12 protein-coding genes are annotated in these 23309 nt (G+C 64.4%); 4 read left to right on the plus strand and 8 right to left on the minus strand.

The features are described from left to right. Positions 1-335 precede the first annotated feature (335 nt). The 3 genes from GLA29479_RS02510 to GLA29479_RS02520 all read right to left on the minus strand — a co-directional run bounded on the left by GLA29479_RS02510 (position 336) and on the right by GLA29479_RS02520 (position 6242). On the minus strand, positions 336-1595 hold the full coding sequence (locus tag GLA29479_RS02510) for a DUF819 family protein (RefSeq protein ID WP_057970674.1): 1260 nt from the start codon (positions 1593-1595) through the stop codon (positions 336-338). A gap of 512 nt (positions 1596-2107) precedes the next feature. Further along, a complete protein-coding gene (locus GLA29479_RS02515) occupies positions 2108-4195 on the minus strand; it encodes an alpha/beta hydrolase family protein (RefSeq protein WP_082638232.1) in 2088 nt (695 codons plus the stop codon). 106 nt (positions 4196-4301) lie between these two features. Further along, positions 4302-6242, minus strand: coding sequence for an OPT family oligopeptide transporter (locus GLA29479_RS02520; RefSeq protein WP_057919974.1), 1941 nt, complete (start codon positions 6240-6242; stop codon positions 4302-4304). Between the two features lie 552 nt (positions 6243-6794). Between GLA29479_RS02520 and GLA29479_RS02525 the strand changes: the two genes are divergently transcribed. Continuing rightward, positions 6795-8570 carry a peptide MFS transporter gene (locus tag GLA29479_RS02525; RefSeq protein ID WP_057917333.1) on the plus strand — a complete coding sequence of 592 codons (1776 nt, stop codon included), beginning with the start codon at positions 6795-6797 and terminating at the stop codon, positions 8568-8570. A gap of 98 nt (positions 8571-8668) precedes the next feature. On the opposite strand, the gene GLA29479_RS02530 is transcribed toward GLA29479_RS02525, so the two are convergent. The 5 genes from GLA29479_RS02530 to rfbB form a co-directional block, all read right to left on the minus strand. Then, positions 8669-10714, minus strand: a complete 2046-nt coding sequence (locus GLA29479_RS02530; RefSeq protein WP_082638234.1) for an alpha/beta hydrolase family protein — start codon at positions 10712-10714, stop codon at positions 8669-8671. A 320-nt stretch (positions 10715-11034) separates the two neighbouring features. Beyond that, on the minus strand, positions 11035-11931 hold the full coding sequence (gene rfbD / locus GLA29479_RS02535; RefSeq protein ID WP_057970676.1) for a dTDP-4-dehydrorhamnose reductase: 897 nt from the start codon (positions 11929-11931) through the stop codon (positions 11035-11037). After that, positions 11928-12485, minus strand: a complete 558-nt coding sequence (gene rfbC, locus GLA29479_RS02540) for a dTDP-4-dehydrorhamnose 3,5-epimerase (RefSeq protein WP_057917331.1) — start codon at positions 12483-12485, stop codon at positions 11928-11930. The genes rfbD and rfbC overlap by 4 nt, the downstream gene beginning before the upstream one ends. An 8-nt stretch (positions 12486-12493) precedes the next feature. Then, positions 12494-13378: a glucose-1-phosphate thymidylyltransferase RfbA gene (gene rfbA, locus GLA29479_RS02545; protein WP_057917330.1), complete on the minus strand. Its 885-nt coding sequence runs from the start codon at positions 13376-13378 to the stop codon at positions 12494-12496. Positions 13379-13403: 25 nt separating this feature from the next. After that, entirely contained in the window at positions 13404-14456 is a 1053-nt protein-coding gene (rfbB, locus tag GLA29479_RS02550; protein ID WP_057970677.1) for a dTDP-glucose 4,6-dehydratase, read from the minus strand. A 1719-nt stretch (positions 14457-16175) separates the two neighbouring features. Between rfbB and GLA29479_RS02555 the strand changes: the two genes are divergently transcribed. The 3 genes from GLA29479_RS02555 (at position 16176) to cpaA (GLA29479_RS02565) (ending at position 23304) form a co-directional block, all read left to right on the plus strand. Further along, entirely contained in the window at positions 16176-19340 is a 3165-nt protein-coding gene (locus GLA29479_RS02555; RefSeq protein WP_057970678.1) for a TonB-dependent receptor, read from the plus strand. Between the two features lie 120 nt (positions 19341-19460). Continuing rightward, the gene (gene cpaA / locus GLA29479_RS02560; RefSeq protein WP_082638236.1) at positions 19461-21248 is read left to right on the plus strand and encodes a metalloendopeptidase CpaA; all 1788 of its coding nucleotides are present in this window, start codon (positions 19461-19463) and stop codon (positions 21246-21248) included. A 268-nt stretch (positions 21249-21516) separates the two neighbouring features. Next, a complete protein-coding gene (gene cpaA, locus GLA29479_RS02565; protein WP_057970680.1) occupies positions 21517-23304 on the plus strand; it encodes a metalloendopeptidase CpaA in 1788 nt (595 codons plus the stop codon). Positions 23305-23309 lie beyond the last annotated feature (5 nt).

Consider the following 23309-nt stretch of genomic DNA (forward strand, 5'->3'; position numbering starts at 1 on the left):
CGCCGCTAAAGCGGCGGGTTACTTTCTCAGTCATAAGCAACAAAAGTCCGTCTGGATTCCCTTCGGTCAAAGGTAACCAAAGAAGTTGCTTTTCTTTGAATCACAGGCCCGCACGTTCGTTGCCAACGCGGGGATCTACATACGGGACATCCCTGTCCCGATGAAAAACGGCCCGCATCCCTGCGGGCCGCCCTCCGGGTCTTCGATGGCCTTCATTAGTGCTCGGCTACGCACAGCCACCGCAAAATCTTCACGGTAACGGTAACGGCAACGGCAACGGCAACTGCAACTGCAACTGCTACAGCGATGGTTCCCGGCGTTGCGGCTGCCTCGCCTCAGGCCGGCGCCGCGCCCGCCAGCGAACGCAGGGTGATGCCTACGATGTAGGCCAGGCCGGTGCCGGTCGCGTAGCCGAGCGTGCCCAGCAAGGCGCCCACCGGCGCCAGCGAGGGGTGGAAGGCCGAGGCGACGACCGGCGCCGAGGCCGGGCCGCCGATGTTGCTCTGCGAGCCGATCGCGAAATAGAAGAACGGCACGCGCAACAGGCGTCCGACGGTCCACAACAATACGATGTGGATCGAGATCCAGATCAGGCCCAGCGCGAACAGCCAGGGCCGGTCGAGCAGGGCCAGGATGTCCATCTGCAGGCCGATGCAGGCGATCAGGAAATACAGCAGCAGGCTGCCGATCTTGGAGGCGCCCGCGCCTTCCAGCGTGCGCGCGCGGGTGAAGCTCAGCGCGAGGCCGGCGAAGGTCGAAATCGCCACCACCCAGAAGAAGGGCTCGTGCAGGCTGACGGTCTTGGCCCAGGACACGTTGGCCGCGAACCAGCCCGACAGCGGGCTCGCTATGGCGTGCGCGAGCCCGACCACGCCGAAGGCGATGCCGACGATCATCGCCAGGTCGCTGAGGCTGGCGACGCGCTGATGCTGGGCCTGGAACTGTTCGATACGCTGCTTGAGTTCCTCGATGCCGCGGGTGTCGGCGCCGCTGCGCGCATCGATCGCCTGGGCGCGGCTGGCGAGGAAGATCAGCACCGCCATCCAGACATAGCCGACGCCGACATCGACCACCGCGAACTGGCCGAAGGTGGTCGCGTCGACCTGGAAGATCTCCTTCATCGCCAGCATGTTGGCGCCGCCGCCGATCCAACTGCCGGCCAGCGCGGCCATGCCGCCCCAGGTATCGCCAGCCACGGTTTCCGGATGCACCGCGCGCATCAGCACGAAGGCGGCGATCGCGCCGACCATCACGCTGAGCGACGAGACTGCGTACATCACCAGCAACTTCGGCCCGAGCTTCAATACGCCCTTGAGGTCGATGGTCAGGGTCAGCAACACCAATGCGGCCGGCAACAACACGCGGCTGGCGACCGGGTTGTAGAGTTTGGTGTTCGCGCCGTCGACCAGGCCGATAGTGTTGTAGATGCCGGGAATGAAGTAGCACAACAGCAGGGCCGGCACGTAGGTGTAGAACTTCTTCCACAGCCCCGTCTCGCGCGAGGACGTCCAGAACACCAGCCCGAGCGTCGCCGCGATCAGGCCGAGGACGACGATGTCGTTGCTGATGAGCGCCGTACGGGCGGTTTCTGGCATGCCGGTGTTCCCCAGGAGATGAGCGAGCGGTAAAGCGTCCTCGCTTTTACTTCGGATAGGCCGGACCCGGCAAGGGCCGACGGTGCCGGACGGCCTTTGGACTCGCATCTTGAGAGGGGCACAACCCCCTGTTTATCGCTCTTGCGGAGGAGGTATTCCTTCGCGAGAGGGGCCCGGCGCGACTCGGGAGAGCTGTCGCCGAATCGACGATGGGATTCGATGCCAACTGGCGGAAAAGCAAATCCCCCCTGCCCCCTTTTGCAAAGGGGGGAACCGCGAAGCCCAACCGGCTACGACCTTCGGTGCTGCCGCTCCTGAGGCTATGCCGACGTACCCGATCCACTCACCGGCAAAAAAAGCCCCCTTTGAAAAAGGGGGCTGCGCGTTGCCTTGTTCGATGGCGATTCGGCGATCGGCGCGTAGGGGATTTGCTTTGCTCTGAGAGCGAAGAGCAAATCCCCTTCCCCGCTTTTTCAAAGGGGGAACTGATGCCTTAGCATTCGGAGCGGGGTTTACTCGCCGATATGCTGCTTCAGCCAGCCGTTGACGGTGTCGTGCCACTGCACGCTGTTCTGCGGCTTGAGCACCCAGTGGTTCTCGTTCGGGAAGTACAGGAACTTCGATTCGATGCCCTGGCGCTGCAGCGCGGTGAACACGCCGATGCCCTGCTCCACCGGGATGCGATAGTCGAGCTGGCCATGGATCACCAGCATAGGCACCTTCCAGTCCTTGACGTGGTTGACCGGGTTGAACTTCTCGTAGTTCTTCGGCACGTCATACGGCGTACCGCCCTGCTCCCACTCGGTGAACCACAGCTCTTCGGTGGCATACCCCATCATGCGCTGGTCGAACACGCCGTCATGGCTGACCAGGCACTTCCACGGCTGCTGCCAATTGCCGGCGATCCAGTTGACCATGAAGCCGCCGTACGAGGCGCCGAGCGCGCAGGCCTTGTCGCCGTTGAGGAAGCCGTACTTCTTCTGCGCCGCGGCCCACCCCTTCTGCAGGTCCTCGAGCGGGCGGTCGCCCCAATGCTCGCTGATCGCATCGGTGAAGGCCTGGCCGTAACCGGTCGAACCGTGGAAATCGATCATCACCACCGCATAGCCCTGGCCGGCGTACGTCTGCGGGTTCCAGCGATAGCTCCAGCCGTCGCCGAAGCTGCCTTGCGGGCCGCCGTGAATCAGGAACGCGACCGGATACTTCTGGCCTTCCTGGTAGTTCCACGGCTTGACCACGTAGCCGTGCACGGTGTCGCCGTTCCAGCCCTTGAAGTCGAACTGTTCGTACTCGCCGAACCGCACGCCTGGCAGGCGTTGGCTCGCGCTCGGGGTGATCGCGCGCTCGGGTGCGCCGTCGAGGCCGCCGACGATGATCTGATCGCCGCTCTTGAGGCTGTTGCGGGTGAAAGCGAAGGTCTTGCCGGCAAGCTGCGGCGAGCCGAGGCTGCCGTCGCCGATCAGGCGGGTCGGCTTGCCGCTGGCGATGTCGACGCCGAACAGGGGCAACTGGCCGACATCCTGGGCCAGGGTGTAGATGGTCTTGCCGTCGGCCGACAGCACGATGTTCTCGGCCGAGCGGTCCCAGTCCGGCGCGATCTCGCGCGCCTTGCCGCTGGCCAGGTCGAGCGCGAACAGGCCGAAGCGGTCGGCTTCGAAGCCCGGACGCTTCATCGCCCGGTAGTACAGGGTCTTGCCGTCGGCGGCGAACACCGCGCCGGTGTCCCAGGCCGGGTTGGACGCAGTCAGGTTCTTGGCCGCGCCGCTGCCGTCGGCAGCGACGAGGTAAAGATCGAAATTGGTCGACCACGGTTCCTTGGCGTCGGCCTTGCGCGCACTGAACACCAGCGACTGGCCGTCGGGCGACCAGGTGTATTCGCTGCTGTCGCCGAACGGACGCGAGGGCACATCGCCGATCACGTCGGCGCCGACCAGCTTGGCGGTGGCGACGGTCTTGCCGGCAGCCGGCAGCTCGCTAACGAACAGACGATTGAGGCGGCCGTCGTTCCAGGCGTCCCAGTGGCGAATGAACATGCGGTCGAAGACCATGCCGCTGGCCTTGTTCTTCTCGGCCGCGTCGAGCTTCTTCTTGGTGCAGGCCAGGTCGGCCGCGCACTCGGCATAGGCTTCGGTGTTGAACGCCACGCGCTTGCCGTCGGGCGAGATCTGGTAACCGCCGACGTCGCCGTCGAACGCGGTCAGCTGCCTGGGCGCACCGCGGCCAGCCCAGTCGATCGAATACAGCTGGCTGCTGCCGCTCTTGGCGCTGAGGAAATACACCAGCTTGCCGTCCGGCGAGAACGACGGCGAGTTGACGTTCCAGCCTTCCGGGGTGAGCCGCTTCGGCGGCGCCGCGTCGCGCGCGAACAGGTCTTCGATCCACAGCGAAGTCGACGACTTGTTGGCGGCGAAATCGACGCTGCGCTGGGCGAACACCAACTGACGGCCGTCGGCCGACAAGGTCGGCGAGGACACCCGGTCCATCGTCGCCAGGTCGCGGACTTCCAGGCCGCGCGGCAGCGGCGGCGTGAGCGAGAAAGCCGGCGCGGATGCGCAGGCCAGCAGCAGGGCCATCGGCAGGAGTGCGTGGCGTGGCGTCATGGCGAAACCTCTAGCGTGGTCGGGGCGGCCGTTCGAGCGCAGGCGCATCGATCGGCACGGGATGGAAAGAGAACGGCCCGGCTTCAAGCCGGGCCGTCGAATCGGATCAGGCTTGCGGAACCGGTGCGTTGCGGCTGCTGCGATAGAACAGCCACACCACCACCGCCAACACCAGCAGGCCGATGCCGGCGCCGAAGTGGAAGCGTTCCGGCAGGGCCAGCACGTCGGCGCGCTTGCTGATCACGATCGGGAACGCGATCGCGATGCCCATCAGCGCTTCGCCGGTGATCAGGCCGGCGGCGAACAAGGTGCCGGGACGATGCACGCGGTCGACCTCGGCCTCGTCGCTGTTCGCGGTCAAACCGCGGCGACGACCGACGATGTGCGAGAGCAGGCCGCCGAGGAAGATCGGCACCATCAGTTCCAGCGGCAGGTAGATGCCGATGGCCGCGGCCAGCACCGGCACGCGGAACTTGGCCTTGCGCGACTTCAGCCATTCGTCGAAGGCGATGATGACCGCGCCGATGGCGGCGCCGATGCCGATCATCGTCCACGGCAGCTCGCCGCCGAACATGCCCTTGGCGACCGATGCCATCAAGGTGGCCTGCGGCGCGGCGAGCGAGTTGGGATGCTCCGCGGTCGGCGCGCCGATGCCGTAGGCGGCGGCAAGCAGGTTCAGCACCGGCGCCATGATCAGCGCGCACGAGAAAGTACCGATGCCGAGCATCAACTGCTGCTTCCACGGCGTCGCACCGACGATGTAGCCGGCCTTGAGATCCTGCAGATTGTCGCCGCCGACCGCCGCCGCGCAGCACACCACCGCGCCGATCATGATCGCGGCGACGGCACCGATCGGCGAGTCGCGGCCGAGCATCAGCACCAACACCGCCGAAGCGAACAGGATGGTCGAGATGGTGATGCCCGAAACCGGGTTGTTGGACGAGCCGATCAGGCCGGCCAGGTAGGCCGACACCGACACGAACAAAAAGCCGGCGACGATCATGATGATGGTCATCGGCACGCTGACGAACCAGTTGCCGACGATGGCCTGGTACAGCAGCAGCAGCGGCATCACGAACGCGACCAGGGCGATCAGCATCCACTTCATCGGCAGGTCGCGATCGGTCTCGGCGACCACGCCGCCGCTGCCCTTGCGCGCCGCGGCCAGGCCGCTCTTGACGCCCGACATCAGCGACTTGCGCAGCGAGAACAAGGTCCAGACGCCGCCGATCAGCATCGTGCCGACGCCGAGGTAGCGCACCTTGGCCGACCAGATCGCGCGGCCGATCTGCTCGGCGCTGCCGTCGGCGATGCGCGCGGCCAGTTCCGGGTCGGAGCCGAGGAAGAACATGTGGTAGATCGGAATCGCGAACTGCCACGACAGGATGCTGCCGGAGACCACCACGATGCCGACGTTGAGGCCGACGATGTAGCCCACGCCGAGCAGCGCCGGCGACAGGTTGGTGCCCATGAAGCCCAGGTACTTGCCCATCCAGCCGGAGACGATGGCGTTGTCGGGGATCAGGCGCATGCCGCTTTCGGCGGCGACCTTGACCAGCGCGCCGACGCCGCCGGCCAGGGCCAGGATCTTCAGGCCCGGGCCCGGGTTTTCGCCGGCCTTGAGCACTTCGGCCGCGGCCTTGCCTTCCGGGAACGGCAACGGGTCTTCGACGATCATCGAACGGCGCAGCGGCACCGAGAACAGCACGCCGAGCAGGCCGCCGAGGCCCGCGATCGCCAGCACCCAGGAATAACGGAAGTCCTGCCAGTAGCCCAGGATCACCAGTGCCGGGATGGTGAAGATCACGCCGGCGGCGATCGAGGAACCGGCCGAGGCGCCGGTCTGGACGATGTTGTTCTCCAGGATCGTGCCGCCGCCGAGCAGGCGCAGCACGCCCATCGAGATGACGGCGGCGGGGATCGCGGTGGCGATGGTCAGGCCGGCGAACAGGCCCAGGTAGGCATTGGCTGCTGCCAGGATCACCGCCAGGAAGACGGATAGCAGGACGGCTCGGAAGGTCAATTGGGGCGTAGCGGACGAGGCCATCGGCGTCTCCATCGCGGGTGATCGTTCAAGTGCGGCAGCGTATGTGCGGAGCCGGCCGGGAAGGACCGGGCGCCACGCAATCCGCCGATGATCGCATCCGCCGCCGGCCCCTGTAAAAGTGCAGTGCGGCAAAAAGCGGGATTGGGCAAAAGCCGCGGCCGGGGCGGCGAGGACCGAATTTCCCGGGTTTCTGCGGGAAAAGGGGTTGGGTGGTCGGGATCGGGACTCACCGATGGCCGCGAATACGAGCGAGCGGCCCTCAGCTCAGCGCTCTCAGCTTTGCACTCCTTGCGGTAGCCGCCGCAGCAAGCGGGAGCGCGAGCGACAGTGACGTGAGCGAGTGCAGGGATAAGAAACCGACCGCATCGAAGCCTGTCCTTTCTCCCGTTCACGGGAGAAGGTGGCCCGCAGGGCCGGATGAGGGCATCGGCCCGGATCGAGTCTGTTTCCCTCGCCGCCGTCCCTGGACGCCCCTCGTCCGGGACCTCGACCGCCCTGCCCGCCCTATACTCCCGCCTCCCGGCCCGCTCCCGGTCCGAAGGGAATCCGCTCGTGCCCGCAAGCAGTATTTCGAACCCGGCGCCGGTCGCACCGCGCAACGACGACTTCCTCGGCCATCCCAAGGGCCTGTACGTCTGCTTTTTCACCGAAATGTGGGAGCGCTTCTCGTTTTACGGGATGAAGGCGCTGCTGTTGCTGTATCTGCTGAAGTACCACCTGTTCGGCGACGACGCCGGCTACGACCTGATCGGCGCCTACGGCGGCTTGGTGTACGCAGTGCCCGTGATCGGCGGCCTGCTCGCCGACCGCTACCTCGGCATGCGCAAGGCGGTGGTGTTGGGCGGCGTGTTGCTGGTGCTCGGCCACCTAGGCATGGCCTACGAAGGCCACGCCGCCAGGATGGTGAACGGCGTGGCGGTGCGCGACGAGACCGCGTTGCAGGTGTTCTATCTGTCGCTCGCGCTGATCATCAGCGGGGTCGGCTTTCTCAAGCCCAACATCTCGACCATCGTCGGCAAGCTCTACGAGCTCAACGACCCGCGCCGCGATTCCGGCTTCACCCTGTTCTATGCCGGCATCAACGTCGGCGCGCTGTTCTCGGCGCTGATCTGCGCCTTCCTCGGCGAAACCTACGGCTGGAAATACGGCTTCGGCGCGGCCGGCGTCGGCATGGTCGCCGGGCTGTTGATGTTCCTGTGGGGCCAGCGCTATCTGCGCGGTCACGCCGAACCCAGCGACCCCTCGCGCCTGCGCGAGCGCGTCGGCGCGTTCTCGCGCGAAACATGGATCTACCTCGGCACCGCCCTCGGCGTGCTAGTGATGTGGGGCACGATCCAGGTCGCCTCGAAGATCACCCTGACCCTCGGCAACCTCAGCTTCACCGCCGCGCTGGCGATCATGCTGGCGACCTTGCTGGTGTTCCTGATCTGGTTCTTCGGTTTCATCGCCCGCCAGTGCAGCGCGGTCGAGCGCCAGCAGATGCTCGCCTTGGTGGTGCTGATCTTCGCGGTGCTGATCTTCTTCACCCTGTACGAGCAGACCTACGGCTCCTGGGTGACCTTCAACGACCGCCTGATGACCAAGGACATGTTCGGCCTCGCCGTCGGCGGGTACGCGCCGACTCTGCCGTGGTCGGCGTTCTCGATGGCGCTCAGCCCGCCGCTGATGGTCGCCGCGCTGGTCGCCAGCGACCGCGGCCGCGACGGGCTGGCCAAGCTCCTGGTCGGCCTGCTCGCGCTCGGCCTGGCTCTGGCCACCGCGCACGACGTGGTGCTGGTGCCGCAGACCGCCGGTTCGCTGACTTACCTCGGCGCCTTCTTCATCGTGGTGCTGGCACCGCTGTTCTCGTGGCTGTGGCCGTGGCTGGCGCGGCGCGGTCGCCACCCGAGCAAGCCGGTGACGATGGCGCTCGGCCTGATCTTCGCCGGCTTGTCCTTCCTGCCGCTGATGGCCGCGGCAAAAGTGTCGGGCGGCGGCGAGATGGCCAGCGTGTGGTATCTGGTCGCGGCGTATTTCATTCTCGAAATCGGCGAGATGTGTTTGTCGCCGATCGGCCTGTCGGCGGTGACTCAGCTCTCGGTGGCGCGCGTGGTCGGACTGATGATGGGCGCGTTCTGGCTCGCCACCGCGTTCTCGGAAGTGTTGGCCGCACAGTTCGCCAAGATCGCCTCGGTCGAGATCCCGGAGGGCGGCGCGATCGACATGGCCTCGGCTTCGGCCAACTACGCCGAGCTGTTCTCGATGCTGATGTGGCTCGGTATCGGCTCGGGCGTGTTGTTCCTGCTGCTGTCGCCGCTGTTGCGGCGCTGGATGCACGGAGTGAAGTGAGGCAGGTAGAAGCCAGGAACGAATGGTGAGGAGTGGGTAGGAAGTGAGCAGGACGGCTGCGACGGCCCTTGCTCACTCCTCCCCACTCATTCCTCGACTTACTTCTTGCCGGTGGAGGCCGCGTCGACTTTCGGCGCCGCCGCGAGGCGGCCGCCGAGCGACTTCGACAGGAATGCCAGCAGCCGCGCGTAGTACTCGCGCTGGTGTTCTTCGCGGTAGAAGCCGTGACCCTCGGTCTTGTAGTACAGCGTCTCGACCGGCACGCCGGCCTGGCGCAAGGCCTTCTCCATCTTTTCGCTGTGCACGATCGGCGCGCGCTCGTCTTCGCCGCCGGCGGCGAGGAACACCGGCACCTTGATGCGGTCGGCCAAACGGGTCGGCGACACCTTGTCGAGCGCTTCCGGCGAGCCGAGCCAACTGCGCAGATAGGCCTCGCCGGAACCGCGGCGCTGGATGTCGCCGGTGGTGTGCATCATCGGCAGGTCGTACACGCCGACATAGCCGGCGGCGCAGCGATACAACGCCGGCTCCTTGGCCACGCCCATCAGCGAGGCGTAGGCGCCGTAGCTCGCGCCGTACAGGCAGATACGCGAGGAGTCGGCGATGCCCTGCTCGATCGCCCAACGCGTCGCGTCGGTGACGTCGTCCTGCATCTTGCCGCCCCACTCGCGCTTGCCGGCTTCCAGGAAGGCGCGGCCGTAGCCGCCGGAGCCGCGATAGTTCAACTGCAGCACCGCATAGCCGGCATCGGCCAGCAATTGCGAGTCGTCGTCGAAATGCCAGGCATCCTGGATGCCGAACGGCCCGCCGTGCGGCATGACCACCAGCGGCAAAGACTTGCCGCTGCTGTCCTTCGGCGTGGTCAGCAGGCCCGACAAGGGCAGGCCGTCGCGCGCGCGCAGGTTGATCGCGCGCACCGGCGCACGCTTGGCCGGGTCGAACCAGGAACGGCGGCTCAGTACGTGCGCGGCGTGCTTGTTGGCCTTGTCGAACAAGAACAGATCGCCCGGGCTACGATCGTTCCAGACCTGCACCAGGGCCAGCTGGCCGTCGGCGCTCTGCGAGGTGATGCGCACCGCATCGCCGGGGAACGCGGCCTCCAGGCTGCGGTACTGGCGCGCTTCCGGCGAGGCATTGTCGAAGAACACCGTGCGCGGCTTGCCGTCGGCGAAGAACACGCCGACCGGGATGCGGGTGTTGTTGCGATAGATGATGCGGTCCGGATCGGCGGTCTTGTCGCGCAGGACCTCCTTGCGGGTGCGGGTGGCGAGGTCGTAGGCGACGATCGCATCCGGCCCCTGCGTCTGTTCGCTTTGGAAATACGCGACGCTGTCGTCGGCGGAGAAGCCGATCGGATGATCCATGACCTCGTCCTGCGTATCCGAGCCCAGCAAAGCCCACTCGGCTTTTTCATCCGCGCGGTAGAACAGCTTGCGCCGCAGATCGGTGCCGAAGCCGAGCGCGAAACGGACCACGCCGGCGTTGTCGGTCATATATCGGGCATTGCGCACCGGCGCGATCGCGAGCCGGTTGCGCTGGCCGGTGATCGTGTCCAGGCGCTCGGCACGGGTATAGGCGTCGGCGCTGAACTGCTGCACCGAGATCACCACGCCCTTGTCGTCGGCCGGCAGATCGTCGACCAGAAAGCCGGCGACGTCCTCGACCTTCTTCGGCTGGATGCGCGTGCCGGCGCCGCGGCTCTGCACGCGGTAGCCGATCAGCACGTCGGCGCCGGTGCCGTTGGCATTGATCGCGAACAGTTCGCCGGTGGGGATCGGCGCGTCGCGCGAACCCAGCTTCTGGGCCATGCCGATCAACACGCGCGTCGGGCTGACCCACCAGAAATCGTCGACGTGATTGTTCTTGCCGACCCGGAAGGTGCCGGTACGCTTCATGTCGGCGCGGGTGAAGATCACCAGTGCGGTCTCGTCCTCCATCGGCACCGAGGCGGCGTAGAACTCGCCGGTCGGCGACAGTTTGACGTCGGTGAAGGTATCCGGTTTGACGAAGGCTTCGACGTCGACGCCTTGAACGGCTGCCCCTTGAGCGGCGCCAGCGCTCACCGCGTTTTCCGCGGCGACGACGTCCACGATCGGCGCAGCCAGCAGCCCCGCCAGCAACAGCGCGCTTCCCCAATGCTTCATTGCGATCCCCTGTAGTCCATGAATGGTTCGGCCGAGAACGGTCCCGTCGAGAACGGCTCCCTCGAAAACCGGAGGCATCCGCCGCCGGCCGGCGCGGACTGCCGTCATGGAGGAACGCTCGCAAGCCGCGCACTCCCTACGTCTTCGCAGCCCGGCTTCAGCCGGCCTGCCGGTCCGCCCTCGCCCATCCCCCCGGCGGAACGTCGGCCCGTCGCGTCCGCGACGCAGCGATCATAGAAGGCCCACGGCGCTCACACAATTGGGCCGCCGCAGTGTGCTGCGCGACCCATGGAGGCTGGCGATACCGCGGATGCGCGGGCTCAGGCGGTGGCGTCGAGCGTGGTCGTGAGCGCGTCGCGCCAGTGCGGAATCGACAGGCCGTACTCGGACTGCAGACGGCTGGTGTCGAGCACCGAATAGTTCGGCCGCCGCGCGGGCGTCGGGTAATCGGCGGTGGTGATCGGCACCACCTGCGGGCGGCGTTCGATCAGGCCACGAAGCTGGGCTTCGGCGAAGATCGCTTCGGCGAAACCATGCCAGCTGGTCTGCCCGCCGGCCACGATATGACGCACGCCGGACTCGACGATGCCCCGGCGCAGCACCGCCGCTGCGGTGTCGGCGAGCAACCAGGCCGGCGTCGGCGAGCCCTGCTGGTCGGCGACCACCCGCAGTTCGTCGCGTTCGGCCCCGAGGCGCAGCATCGTACGCAGGAAGTTGTGGCCGTGAGTGGCATAGACCCAGGCCGTGCGCAGGATCAGATGCGCGGCGCCGCTGGCGCGGATGGCCTCTTCGCCGGCCAGCTTGCTCTCACCGTAAACGCTGAGCGGACCGGTCGGGTCGCTTTCGAGATACGGGCGCGTGCCGTTGCCGTCGAAAACATAGTCGGTGGAGTAATGGATCAGGCCGATATCATCGGCCGCGCAGAGCTCGGCCAGCCGCGCCGGTGCCTGCGCATTGACCGCGAACGCCAGCTCGCGCTCGCTTTCGGCGCGGTCCACTGCGGTATAGGCGGTGGCGTTGACGACACGGTCGGGACGTACGCGGCGCAGCAAGGGTTCGATCGCATCGACTTGGGCCAGATCGAGGGTTTCGCAGGCACTGCCGTCGACGGCGAGCCGGCCGCTGCGCGTGGTAACGACCACCTCGCCGAGAGCGGCGAGGCTGCGACGCAGTTCATGGCCGACCTGACCGTCGCCACCGAGCAGCAACACCCTCATGGCGTGTAGACCGGCAGGCGGTCTTCGACGACGTCCTTGAGCAAGGGAGCGGCGGCGTCCTTAGCGGACAAGGACGGATCGCTGACCGGCCAGTCGATGGCGAGGTCCGGATCGTCCCAACGAATCGCCGCATCAGCGCTCGCATCGTAGGTTTGCGTACACAGGTAACTGAAGATCGCCCGCTCGCTCAACGTGACGAAGCCATGCGCGAAACCCTCTGGAATCCACATATGCCGCTTGTTCTCGGCGCTCAGAACGACCGCGGTCCAACGCCCGTAGTGCGGCGAACCGCGGCGAATATCCACCGCCACGTCCCAGACCTCTCCTTCGATCACCGAGATGTACTTGCCTTGCGGCTTCGGCCATTGATAGTGCAACCCGCGCAGCACGCCACGCGACGACGAGGAAACATTGCCTTGCACGAACTGCGGCGCCAGGCCGTACTCGGCGAGCTTGTCGTGGTTGAACGATTCATAGAAGAAGCCGCGCGAGTCAGCGAACACCCGCGGTTCGACGACGAGGCAGCCGGGCAGATCGGTTTCGATGACTTTCATTGCATTCCTTAAGGCACGAAACCGCGTTCGGACAGGCTCAGCAGGTACTGGCCGTAACCGTTCTTGACCAGCGGTTTGGCCAGTTCGATCAGTTGTGCGGCATCGATCCAGCCGTTGCTCCAGGCGATTTCTTCCGGGCAACAGATGCGCAAGCCCTGGCGGGCCTCGATGGTTTCGATGAAATTCGAGGCTTCGAGCAAGGACTGATGCGTGCCGGTATCGAGCCAGGCATAGCCGCGCCCGAGCTGTTCCAGGTGCAGACTGCCTTCGTCGAGGTAACGTCGATTGAGATCGGTGATTTCCAGTTCGCCTCGTGCCGACGGCTTGAGCTCGGAAGCGAAGTCGCTGGCGCGGCCATCGTAGAAATACAGGCCCGTGACCGCATAGCGCGAACGCGGCTTGAGCGGCTTCTCTTCCAGGCCGATTACCTTGCCTTCGCTGTCGAACTCGGCCACGCCGTAGCGTTCCGGGTCGCTGACCCAGTAGCCGAACACGGTCGCGCCTTCCTCGCGCTGGTGGGCGCGCTTGAGAATCGCGGTGAGACCGGGGCCGTGGAAGATGTTGTCGCCGAGCACCAGGCAGCTGGGCTGGCCGGCGACGAATTCGCGCCCGATCAGATAGGCCTGTGCCAGTCCATCCGGACTCGGCTGCTGCGCATACTCGATGCGCATGCCCCACTGCGAGCCGTCGCCGAGCAGGTTCTTGAACAGCACCTGCTCGTGCGGCGTATTGATGATCAGCACTTCGCGAATACCCGCCAGCATCAGCACGCTGAGCGGGTAATAGATCATCGGCTTATCGTAGACCGGCAACAGCTGCTTGCTGATGGCCTGGGTGATCGGATACAGCCGCGTGCCGGAGCCGCCGGCGAGGATGATGCCCTTACGGTTCATGCGTATTTCCTCTCGAGCGGCGGCCTCAGGCCTGGCCGATGCGTTCCAGTCGATAGCTGCCGTCGAGCACGCGCTGCACCCAGGCCTGGTTGCCGAGGTACCAGTCGACCGTACGGGCGATGCCCTCTTCAAAAGTGACCGTGGGCGCCCAGCCGAGCTCGTCCTTGAGCTTGTCGGCATCGATCGCGTAACGGCGATCGTGGCCCGGGCGGTCGGCGACATAGGCGATCAACGATTCGCGGGCACGGCCGTCGGCGAGCGGGCGACGTGCGTCGAGCAGCGCGCAGATCGTCTTGACCACGACGATGTTCGCCCGCTCGGCATCGCCGCCGACGTTGTAGGTCTCGCCGATGCGGCCGGCTTCGAGCACGCGCGAAATCGCCGCGCAGTGATCGCCGACGAACAACCAGTCCCGGACGTTGAGGCCGTCGCCGTAGACCGGCAGCGGCTCGCCGGCCAGCGCCTTGGCGATGATCAGCGGGATGAGTTTCTCCGGGAACTGGAACGGCCCGTAGTTGTTCGAGCAATTCGTGGTCAGCACCGGCAGACCGTAGGTGTGGTGGAACGCCCGCACCAGATGATCGGAAGCGGCCTTGGAGGCCGAGTACGGCGAGTTCGGCGCATACGGTGTGGTCTCGGTGAACTTGCCCGTGTCGCCGAGACTGCCGTAGACCTCGTCGGTCGACACGTGCAGGAAACGGAACGCGTCGCGGGCCGGCGCATCGAGCTGCTTCCAGTAGTCGCGCACCTGCTCGAGCAGGCTCAGGGTGCCGACGACGTTGGTCTGCACGAATGCCGCCGGACCTTCGATCGAGCGGTCGACGTGGCTTTCGGCGGCGAAATTGACCACCGCCTCCGGGCGGTGCTCGGCCAGCAGACGCTTGAGCAGGGCGGCATCGCCGATGTCGCCCTGGATGAACACGTGGTTCGGGTTGCCGTCCAGGCTGCTGAGGGTGTCGAGATTGCCCGCATAAGTCAGGGCGTCGAGATTGACGACCTTGACCCCTTTGCGGACCGCATCGAGAACGAAGTTACCGCCGATGAATCCGGCGCCGCCGGTCACAAGCCAAGTAGGCACTCAGGACACTCCTTTATTGATCGACTGGGATCGTATCGGCCCGGCTGAGCCCGTCCAGGCGTCCATCGCCATGGAACGGCCTAGGCGACGGATCGTCCCGATTGGCTTGCCGGGCGTCCTCGAACAAGGGCCGGATTGTAATGCCTATCCACTCTGCCTCCGCAGCCGCAAGGTCCGCTGAACGAAGCTTCGACGCCTCGGATCGCCAATACCGGCAAGGTTGGACTGTGATCAACGACGAACCACACGAACCGCCGTACGGAGGGCTGCAGGGCGCCGAGGACCGGAGGGCGGCATTGCGTTGCTTGCCAACGATTGGACGCTGAACCGCGCCAGCAGCCATCGGCTGCGCGGCGTCGGCGATCCGTGACGCCCTGAGCCGGCACGGCCCCCATGTTCAAGGCCTCTGTCCCGATGCCGCCCCTACCAATCTCGGCCACGGCGGCAGGCATCACCGGAGAGGCAACATCGAAATTCTTGTTCTTTTCCTACATGGAAATTTTTAATCGCGTTTAAAAACGAAACAAATTCACAAATTTCATTTAGTTTCAAAAGAAACAAGCAAATCGACAAAGCACAATATATATAACAACAATTATTTAAATTCAATCACATACGTCAAAAGAAATACCAACAATAGACCTAATTACCATTACCACGCACACCAGTGTTAATCAAAACATATATCAAAATATTCTAATAAAAACTCAGGAAATTTAGCTACATTCCATCTCAACGACACGAATGTTCGCTACACGCAATCGCATCGCTGCATCGACATCAGCGATGGCCGATTCGAGATCAGGGAGATCGACGCGCGGACTAGGTCGCATCACGAGGGGCATGGGGATGCTGGCTTTCCTGGATCACATCGAACTGGACCACACCGAAACTCCGCGACAGCTGCGTTCTGCGCAGCCGCCCGCCCGCGCAGCAATCGCGCCTCGCTCGGACAGGGCCTGTGCCTTACGGTTCGCACCGCCCTCACCGGCCCCCCTCGCGTCCAGGGCCGCAGCGACTTCTGCCCGGCCCGTTTACGGTCGCCCCAGTCGGGCCTCGACGCGGCCCCTCTCCTGTTTTTGCGGGCTCGATTGGCATCGACCCTCTCTCCCGATGCCAATCGACAGCCCGCGCTTCGACACCCGGCCCGCTCGTTATCACGCCAGCGACGCAGCCACGAGCGCATCGAGCGACGACCGAGCGATGCGCATCGATGCGGCGGCCTCCCTGCCACGGCGAGACGCGCAGGTCCCGCACACCGGAGGGCGAATCCGTCCGGCACCACGTCGACTGCCCCCGACGCACCGCGAAACCAAATCGAGCGACGCGCGAAAACGCTAGCCGCCCCACGACCGCCCTCCCCCACGGCGGTCTGCGCCGCGGTTCTTGCTCGACCCGCCTCGGCGCCGCGCGCACCACGCCAACCATCCGGGCACGAGAGCAAGCATTCGACGAGTCCCGCAATCAGCGCACGTCGCGAGTCTTCAACCAGGTGAAAGAGGCAGCCATGACCGATCGCGCGACCTGAGTTTCACGACCTCTGTCCATCGAACTTCGCGGAGCGCGCGGCCAGCGCGTTCCACAGCCGCCCGGAACCGCCGCGACGGATTCCATACGAACAAGAGAGAAACCCCGATGCCAGCCAGAACACCCAGCACGCGACTGATGCGCTCCGTACTCAGTCTTGCCCTCAGCGCCAGCCTATTCTCCGGTGCCGTCATGGCCCAGAGCGCGATCGGCTCGATCTTCGGCCATGCCGCGCCCGATGCGACCATCAGCATCGAGAACGTCGGCACCGGCGCCAAGCGCACCGTCAAGGCCGGCGGCGACGGGCGCTTCGCCTTCAGCCAGTTGCCTCCGGGCGACTACCGCGTCAGCACCGGCAGCGACAAGCGCGACGTGCACGTACCGGTCGGCACCGGCGTGAATGTCAGTTTCGTCGCCAAATCGGCAGCGAGTACCGCTGAAGCGACCGATCTCGATGGAGTCGTAGTCAACGGCTCGAAAATCAATCCGATCGACGTCTCGTCGGTCGAGTCGACTACGGTGATCAGCGCCAAGGAACTGTTGAAGCTGCCGGTGGCGCGCGAACTGAGCTCGGTCGCGCTGCTGGCGCCGAGCGTGGTCAAAGGCGACGCCGGCTACGGCAACCTAGTCTCGATCGGCGGTTCGTCGGTGGCCGAGAACGGCTACTACATCAACGGTTTCGACATCACCAACATGCGCGATATGTTGTCGTACTTCGACATGCCGTTCGAGGCGGTGAGCGAAGTGCAGGTCAAGACCGGCGGCTATGGCGCCGAGTTCGGCCGCTCGCTCGGCGGCGTGCTCAGCGTGGTGACCAAGCGCGGCACCAACGAGTGGAAAGGCGGCGCCAGCGTCTACTGGGAACCCAATTGGCTGCGTGAACGCAGCCCCGACGTTCGTCAACGCGATCCGCACCTGGCCGCGGTCGGCGACGGCAACCAGGAAACCATCCCCTGGTTCCGCTACACCAGCCCGGACAACGCCTTCGACAGCGCGAAGTTCAACCTTTATCAGGGCGGACCGATCGTCCGCGACAAGCTGTTCTTCTTCGCCCTGCTTCAAGGCCGCTACGACGAGAGCCAGGACTACTACTACCGGAGCGCATTCAAGACGCGCAACAGCAGTCCGCAAGGCGTGATCAAGCTAGACTGGAACATCACCGACGACCACAGCCTGGAGTTCACCGGCGTCTACGCGCCGAGGGACGTCTCCACGCGGGAGTACCGCGGTGTCGATGCCAATGAGGACGGCTATCCGGACCGGCCCTACGATAGCGGCGACGCCCTGGACTTCTTTCAGGCGCGAGACACCGGCGGCGGCGGTCACCTCGGACTACTAAAGTACACCGGCCGCTTCGGCGACGACTTCATCCTGTCGGCGCAAGGCGGGCGCATGGAATTGGTTCGCGACTACGATAAGCAGTTGCCCCGCGGCGTCGACTGCCCCGCCGTATACGACTCCCGCGGCACCGTGCAGGGCATAGCCAGGCACTTGGGCTGCTGGAACATTGACCGACTGCAATACGTCGACACCACGATCAAGCAAAAGGACATCCGCGACGGCTACCGCATCGACGGCGAGTGGCGCACCGACGCTCACACGATCCGCTTCGGCCTCGATTACGAAAAGAACCGCTCCAACACCCTGAGCGAGAAGCAGAGCGGCGACAACGAGTACTTCCGATACTTCAACGCCGATCCGAACGGCAAGATCCTCGGCGTTTCCGGCTTCACTCCCGGCGCCGAATACGTGCGCCTGCGCAGACTGTTCACCGGCAGCGGCGTGTTCTCGGCGATCAATACCGCGGTCTACCTGGAGGACAACTGGCAGGCGACGGACAACCTGCTTTTGTACGGCGGACTGCGCCGGGAAACGTTCGACAACAAGAACATGCTGGGCAAGACGTTCATCAAGATCGACAACCAATGGTCGCCGCGCCTCGGTTTCACCTGGGATGTCAACGGCGACTCGAGTTTCAAGCTCTACGGAACCGCGGGGCGCTACTTCATCCCGGTACCCAATATGCTCGCGATCACCCTGTCGAACTACTACGACTATGTTCTGAGTTATCACACTTTCCAAGGCATGGACCCTGGCACGTCGGCGCCGTCGAATCTATCCCAGCCCCTGACGGTCAACACCAATGGCGTGGTCGCTAACGAATTCCACAGCCACAACGGCCCCCGCCCACCTGATCCGCGCACCATCGCCAGCACCGGCCTGGAGCCGATGAGCCAGGACGAGTTCATTCTCGGCGCGCAATGGAGCATGTTCGACGACTGGACCTTCGGCGCTCGCGGCATCCGGCGCATCGTAAACAACGGCTTCGATAACTATTGCACCTATACTCCGTACGTCGCTTGGGCGGAGGAGAACGGCTCGGCGTTGACGCGAAACGACTTCCGCCGCCTGCAGTCCAGTTGCATCTTCATCAATCCGAATCAGGACGCCACCGTCGGCATGCACCTGGACGGAGACATCAACGGCCCGTTGACCAACGTCACCCTGCCCGCGCGCTATTTCAATCTGCCCAGCTACAAGCGCAAGTACAACGCAATCGAGCTGACGGCCGAGAAGAAGACGCCGACCTGGTCGCTGCGCGGCTCCTACACCTGGGCTCATAGCTACGGCAATGTCGAAGGCTACGCCAATTCGACCGAAGTCGACGGCGCCATCGCCCACAGCATCGACTTCAACAACCGGAGCCTGCAGGAAGGTTCCTACGGCGATCTCGCCAACGATCGCCGGCATACCTTGAAGGTGTTCGGCAGCTATAACCTCAACGAGGAATGGCGCGTGGGCGGCAACCTGACGGTGCAGTCGGGCCTGCCACGTAGCTGCCGCGGCCGCCTGCCGACCTTCGATCAGGACGTGCACAACGGCGAAGTGCCCGACTACTACTCGGCCGAAGACATCATCGCCTCGCACGACGGCGGCTGGGTCACCCCCAGCACCAACTGGTGCCACGACCGGCCGTTCCAGGACAGTTGGACCGATACCTCGGGCAATGTCCATCAGTACACCAACTACGGCGTACGACTGAGCCAGCGTGGCGAAATGGGGCGTACGCCGTGGTGGTGGAACTTCGACTTCCAGGTCGCCTACACCCCGAACTGGGCGGACAAGAAACTCACTTTGCAGATGGACGTGTTCAATCTGTTCAACCGCCATAAGGCGCTGAAGCAGAACGAAGCCTACGATCGTCGCATCAACGTCGAGGACGATCCGAACATTCCCGGTCCATCCGCAGCGCCCGGCGAATACTTCGAACTGTGGGGGCCGAATCCGAACTGGGGCCAGACGACCACGTTCCAGACGCCCCGCTACGTACAGTTGTCGGCACGCTACGAGTGGTGATCTGAGCCAGCCCCGCGGGCCACCGGCATCTTCGGCGGCCCGCAGGGCTTCAGCAGCAACCCGGCCTATACGGTGCGATGCCCCAACAGGCCCCATCCCAAAGTCACGGAGAATGATGCGATGAAAAAACTATCCATCGGCCTGTTGGCAATGCTGTTCTGTATCAACGCCAATGCAACCGACCTCAGCCCTAACACGATCGGCGGAGGCGACATACCCGGCGACTACGCCGCGATCGACTTCTACATGAAGAATCGCGACTGGGCGCCGACGCTGACCCTGTCCAACGACGCAGCCGATCAATCGACCGTCGCCATCTACACCACCGCCTCGATGAAGAGCAACTTGATCGCCGGCAATACCGACTACCCATTGAGTTCGTTGACATTGAATACCGGCGACGAGGTGTCCTTCGTCTACCGAGCCTCGAAACAACAGTGGAGCATGAACGCACCCAGCCTTAGCCCGAACAGCAACGGCGGCAGCGGTGCCATTCCCGCCTATACCAGCGGCAAGCTGATCCGCTTCGATCTCGCCAACGGCGACTGGGCCCAAACCATCACCCTGCCCGCAAGCGCCCCGGACGGCAGCGTTATCGCGATCGCATCGACCGCCACCTGGACTTCGCGGATCGATGCTCAGAACGTGATGTTCGCGGGCACCTTCAATATTCGCACCGGCGACCAGTACGCGTTCGTCTTTCGCGCGAATCTGCAGCGTTGGGTCAGCGTAAAGACCCCGGAGCAGGCCTTGAACGCCGCCGCGGTCGGAGCGCAAATGGCCGTCCCGGTGGTCCCGTACACCAAGGTCAGTTTCAGCAATGGCAATTGGGTGCCGGAGATCAGTCTGCCGCCCACAGCAGGCGATCGCGACCGCATCAGCCTGACTTCCGATGCGACCTGGACGGCGAACATCTCGAACCAGAATCTGGAGGCCGCCGGCTCGCTGAAGCTGTATACGGGCGCGCGCTACGACTTCATCTTCATCAAGGAGAAGAACCGCTGGGTGCTGCAGTCGAGTCCGGAAGCGGCCTACACCGCAGATAGCCTCGGCGGCTCGCAGCTGCCCGACATGAAATCGCCGGCGGCGCGTTACACCGCCGCGGACGGCAACTGGACCGCTTCGCTAGCCCTGCCGGTCAATGCCTCGCCCGGCGATCGCTTGGTGGTGAAGAGCGAAGCCAGCTGGGACTTCAACGTCAGCGGCCAGAGCACCGCCTTCGGCACCGTCCCGGTGCGCAAGGGCGAGACCTTGCGGTTCGTCCGCAACGCGGCCGGCGCTTGGGCGCTCGACACGCGCATCGTCACCATGCTGTTGATCTACAGCGAGGAAGCCGCGACCCAGCTCGGCGAGGTCGCGGCGCAAATGCGCCTGCTGGAAGGCCTGCGGCTGACCAACGATGCGCTGGAGAACTCGAGAGTCAATTTCTACGTCAAGGCGGCGGGTTTGCTTAAGCGGCAGTTCCAAGCCGAGACCCTGGGCGACATTCTCAATGCCGTGCTCAAGGACTCCGTGGTGGCGTCGACCCGCACTCAGCTGGCCGCCGACGCGGTCTATTACGAGGGCACCGAAGAGGGTTGCGGCCTGGCCTGGGTCGCGGCCGCCAAAGACAACATGATCGGTTCGGGTTCGCTGGCCTGCGGCACCACCGTGATGCGCCACGAGTTCGGTCACAACATGGGCCTCAACCACGGCGACGCTTCGACTGGAGGCTCGGCGCCCTACGCCAAGGGTTACAGCCTGATCGGGGACATCATGGGCGGTAACGGTATCGCCTACTACTCGAACCCGAACCTGTACACCTCCGACTACACCGTCGCGATGGGCGTGCCGATGGGCATCGCCGACGTCACCGATTCGGCCCGCGCCTTGAACGAACGCTCGCTGGAAGTCTCGCAGTACTACTGATCGTCGGCCCGATCCGCCTGGCAGCTCTACGCCAGGCGGATCGAAGATCAGGCTTGACGACGAAACGTCCGCATACCCATTGGATGCAATCGTTTTCAGGGCAAGGGTCCGGTCGCTTACCCAATGCGCCCGAAACCCGCACGCAATAGTCGTCGAAGGAACGGACACACGCACGGCAGGGAGGCTGGATGCACCAGAACCAGGAACATGCGCAGCATGGCGAAATGCCAGATAGCGCCCTGGAATCCCCGCAGTGGAGAACGATGAAATGAAGAGATTGTGTATCGGCTTGTTCGCGACGCTGTTCGCCATCAACGCCGCCGCCACCGACCTCAGCCCCAGCGCCGTCGGTGGCGGGGACATCCCGGGCGACTATGCTTCTATCGATTTCTATATCTCGAAGGACGATTGGGCCTCCACGCTGACGCTGTCGAACAGCGCCGCCGATCAGTCCACCGTGACCATCCACTCCAGCACTGGCAAGACCAGTAATCTGATCGCCGGCAATACCGATTACCCGCTGACGTCGATGACGATCTATAAGGACGATCACGTCACTTTCGTTTATCAGGCGGCCAAACAACGCTGGGTGGTAACCGCGCCTAGCTACACGCCTAATTCCAACGGTGGCAGCGGCAGCATACCCTCGCCCGCGGTCGGCAAGTACACTCGCTTCGACATCGCCGACGGCGACTGGGCACAGGCCATCACGCTTCCGGCCAGCGCACCCGACAACAGCGTGCTCGCCGTGGGATCCACCGCCAGTTGGGGCAGCAAGATCAGTTCGCAGAACCTGCAGTTCGCCAGTACGTTCAACCTGCGCGCAGGCGACCAGTACGTATTCGTCTACCAGACGAAGTTCCAGCGCTGGTTCAGCGTCAAGACGCCGGTCACGGCCTTGAACGCCGGCAGCATCGGCACGCAGATGCCTGCTCCGGTGGTGCCGAACACCGAGGTCAAGTTCGCCAACGGCAACTGGACGCCGAACCTCACCCTGCCGGCGACCGCGGGCGATCGCGACCGCATCAGCGTCATTTCCGATGCCACCTGGTTGGCGACCATCGGCAACCAGAACCTGGCCACGACCGGTACGTTGAAGTTGTTTCCGGGTGCGCGCTACGACTTTATTTTCATCAAGGAAAATAATCACTGGGCACTGCAGTCGAGCCCGAATGTCCTGCTAACGCCCAACACCCTCGGCAGCGACCAGTTACCCGACATGCGCACACCGCTCGTGCGTTTCAATACGCTCGACGGAAACTGGTCGAAGAAGATCTTCCTGCCGGTCAACGCGCAAGCGGGCGATGAAGTGATCGTCAAGAGCGACGCCACGTTCGGCTTCGAGGTGACCGGGCAAAGCACCGCCTTCGGCACGCTACCGGTCAGCACCGGCGAGACCGTGCGATTCGTCCGCGACAGCGCCGGGCGCTGGGCCCAGGACACGCGCATCATCACCATACTGTTGACCTATAGCGACCGGGCCGTTGCGCGGGTCGGCGAGATCGGGGAAAAAATGCGCCTGCTCGAAGGCCTGCGATTGACCAACGAGGCATTGGAGAACTCCAAGGCGAATTTCTACGCCAAATCGGTCGGCTTCCTTAAGCACCAGCTCGCGGAAACCAGCCTGTCGGATGCCCTTAACGCGGCGCAGACCGATCAGACGGTCCTGGCTGCCCGCCAGCAACTCGGCGCCGATGCCTTCTACTACGAGGACTACTACAACGCGACCGCGGCGTCGTGTGGGCTCGGCGTCCTGTCGGTGACGCAACGAGAAGCCATGGTAGGCATCGGCGCCCTGGAATGCGGCACGACCATCCTGCGTCATGAGCTGGCCCACAACATGGGCATCGCCCATGCCAACGAGAACAACGGCGCCACGGCCTACGCGAAGGGCTATCACATGACCAAGGAAATCATGAACGACAACGTGATTCCGTATTACTCGAACCCGCGTATCTACACGCCCGACTATGGTGTCGCGATGGGCATCGAGAACGAAATCGATGCGGTGCGCGCCATGAACGAGCGCTCCAAGACCGTTTCCGAGTTCTATTGACCGTT

The sequence above is a fragment of the Lysobacter antibioticus genome (genome assembly GCF_001442535.1).
In the GTDB taxonomy this organism is placed as follows: Bacteria; Pseudomonadota; Gammaproteobacteria; order Xanthomonadales; family Xanthomonadaceae; genus Lysobacter; species Lysobacter antibioticus.

Bases quoted from the DNA above. Each gene is read 5' to 3' on its own strand.
- GLA29479_RS02510 (WP_057970674.1), bottom strand. From the start codon at position 1,595: ATGCCAGAAACCGCCCGTACGGCGCTCATCAGCAACGACATCGTCGTC.
- GLA29479_RS02515 (WP_082638232.1), bottom strand. From the start codon at position 4,195: ATGACGCCACGCCACGCACTCCTGCCGATGGCCCTGCTGCTGGCCTGC.
- GLA29479_RS02520 (WP_057919974.1), bottom strand. From the start codon at position 6,242: ATGGCCTCGTCCGCTACGCCCCAATTGACCTTCCGAGCCGTCCTGCTA.
- GLA29479_RS02530 (WP_082638234.1), bottom strand. From the start codon at position 10,714: ATGAAGCATTGGGGAAGCGCGCTGTTGCTGGCGGGGCTGCTGGCTGCG.
- rfbD (WP_057970676.1), bottom strand. From the start codon at position 11,931: ATGAGGGTGTTGCTGCTCGGTGGCGACGGTCAGGTCGGCCATGAACTG.
- rfbC (WP_057917331.1), bottom strand. From the start codon at position 12,485: ATGAAAGTCATCGAAACCGATCTGCCCGGCTGCCTCGTCGTCGAACCG.
- rfbA (WP_057917330.1), bottom strand. From the start codon at position 13,378: ATGAACCGTAAGGGCATCATCCTCGCCGGCGGCTCCGGCACGCGGCTG.
- GLA29479_RS02555 (WP_057970678.1), top strand. From the start codon at position 16,176: ATGGCCCAGAGCGCGATCGGCTCGATCTTCGGCCATGCCGCGCCCGAT.
- cpaA (WP_082638236.1), top strand. From the start codon at position 19,461: ATGAAAAAACTATCCATCGGCCTGTTGGCAATGCTGTTCTGTATCAAC.
- cpaA (WP_057970680.1), top strand. From the start codon at position 21,517: ATGAAGAGATTGTGTATCGGCTTGTTCGCGACGCTGTTCGCCATCAAC.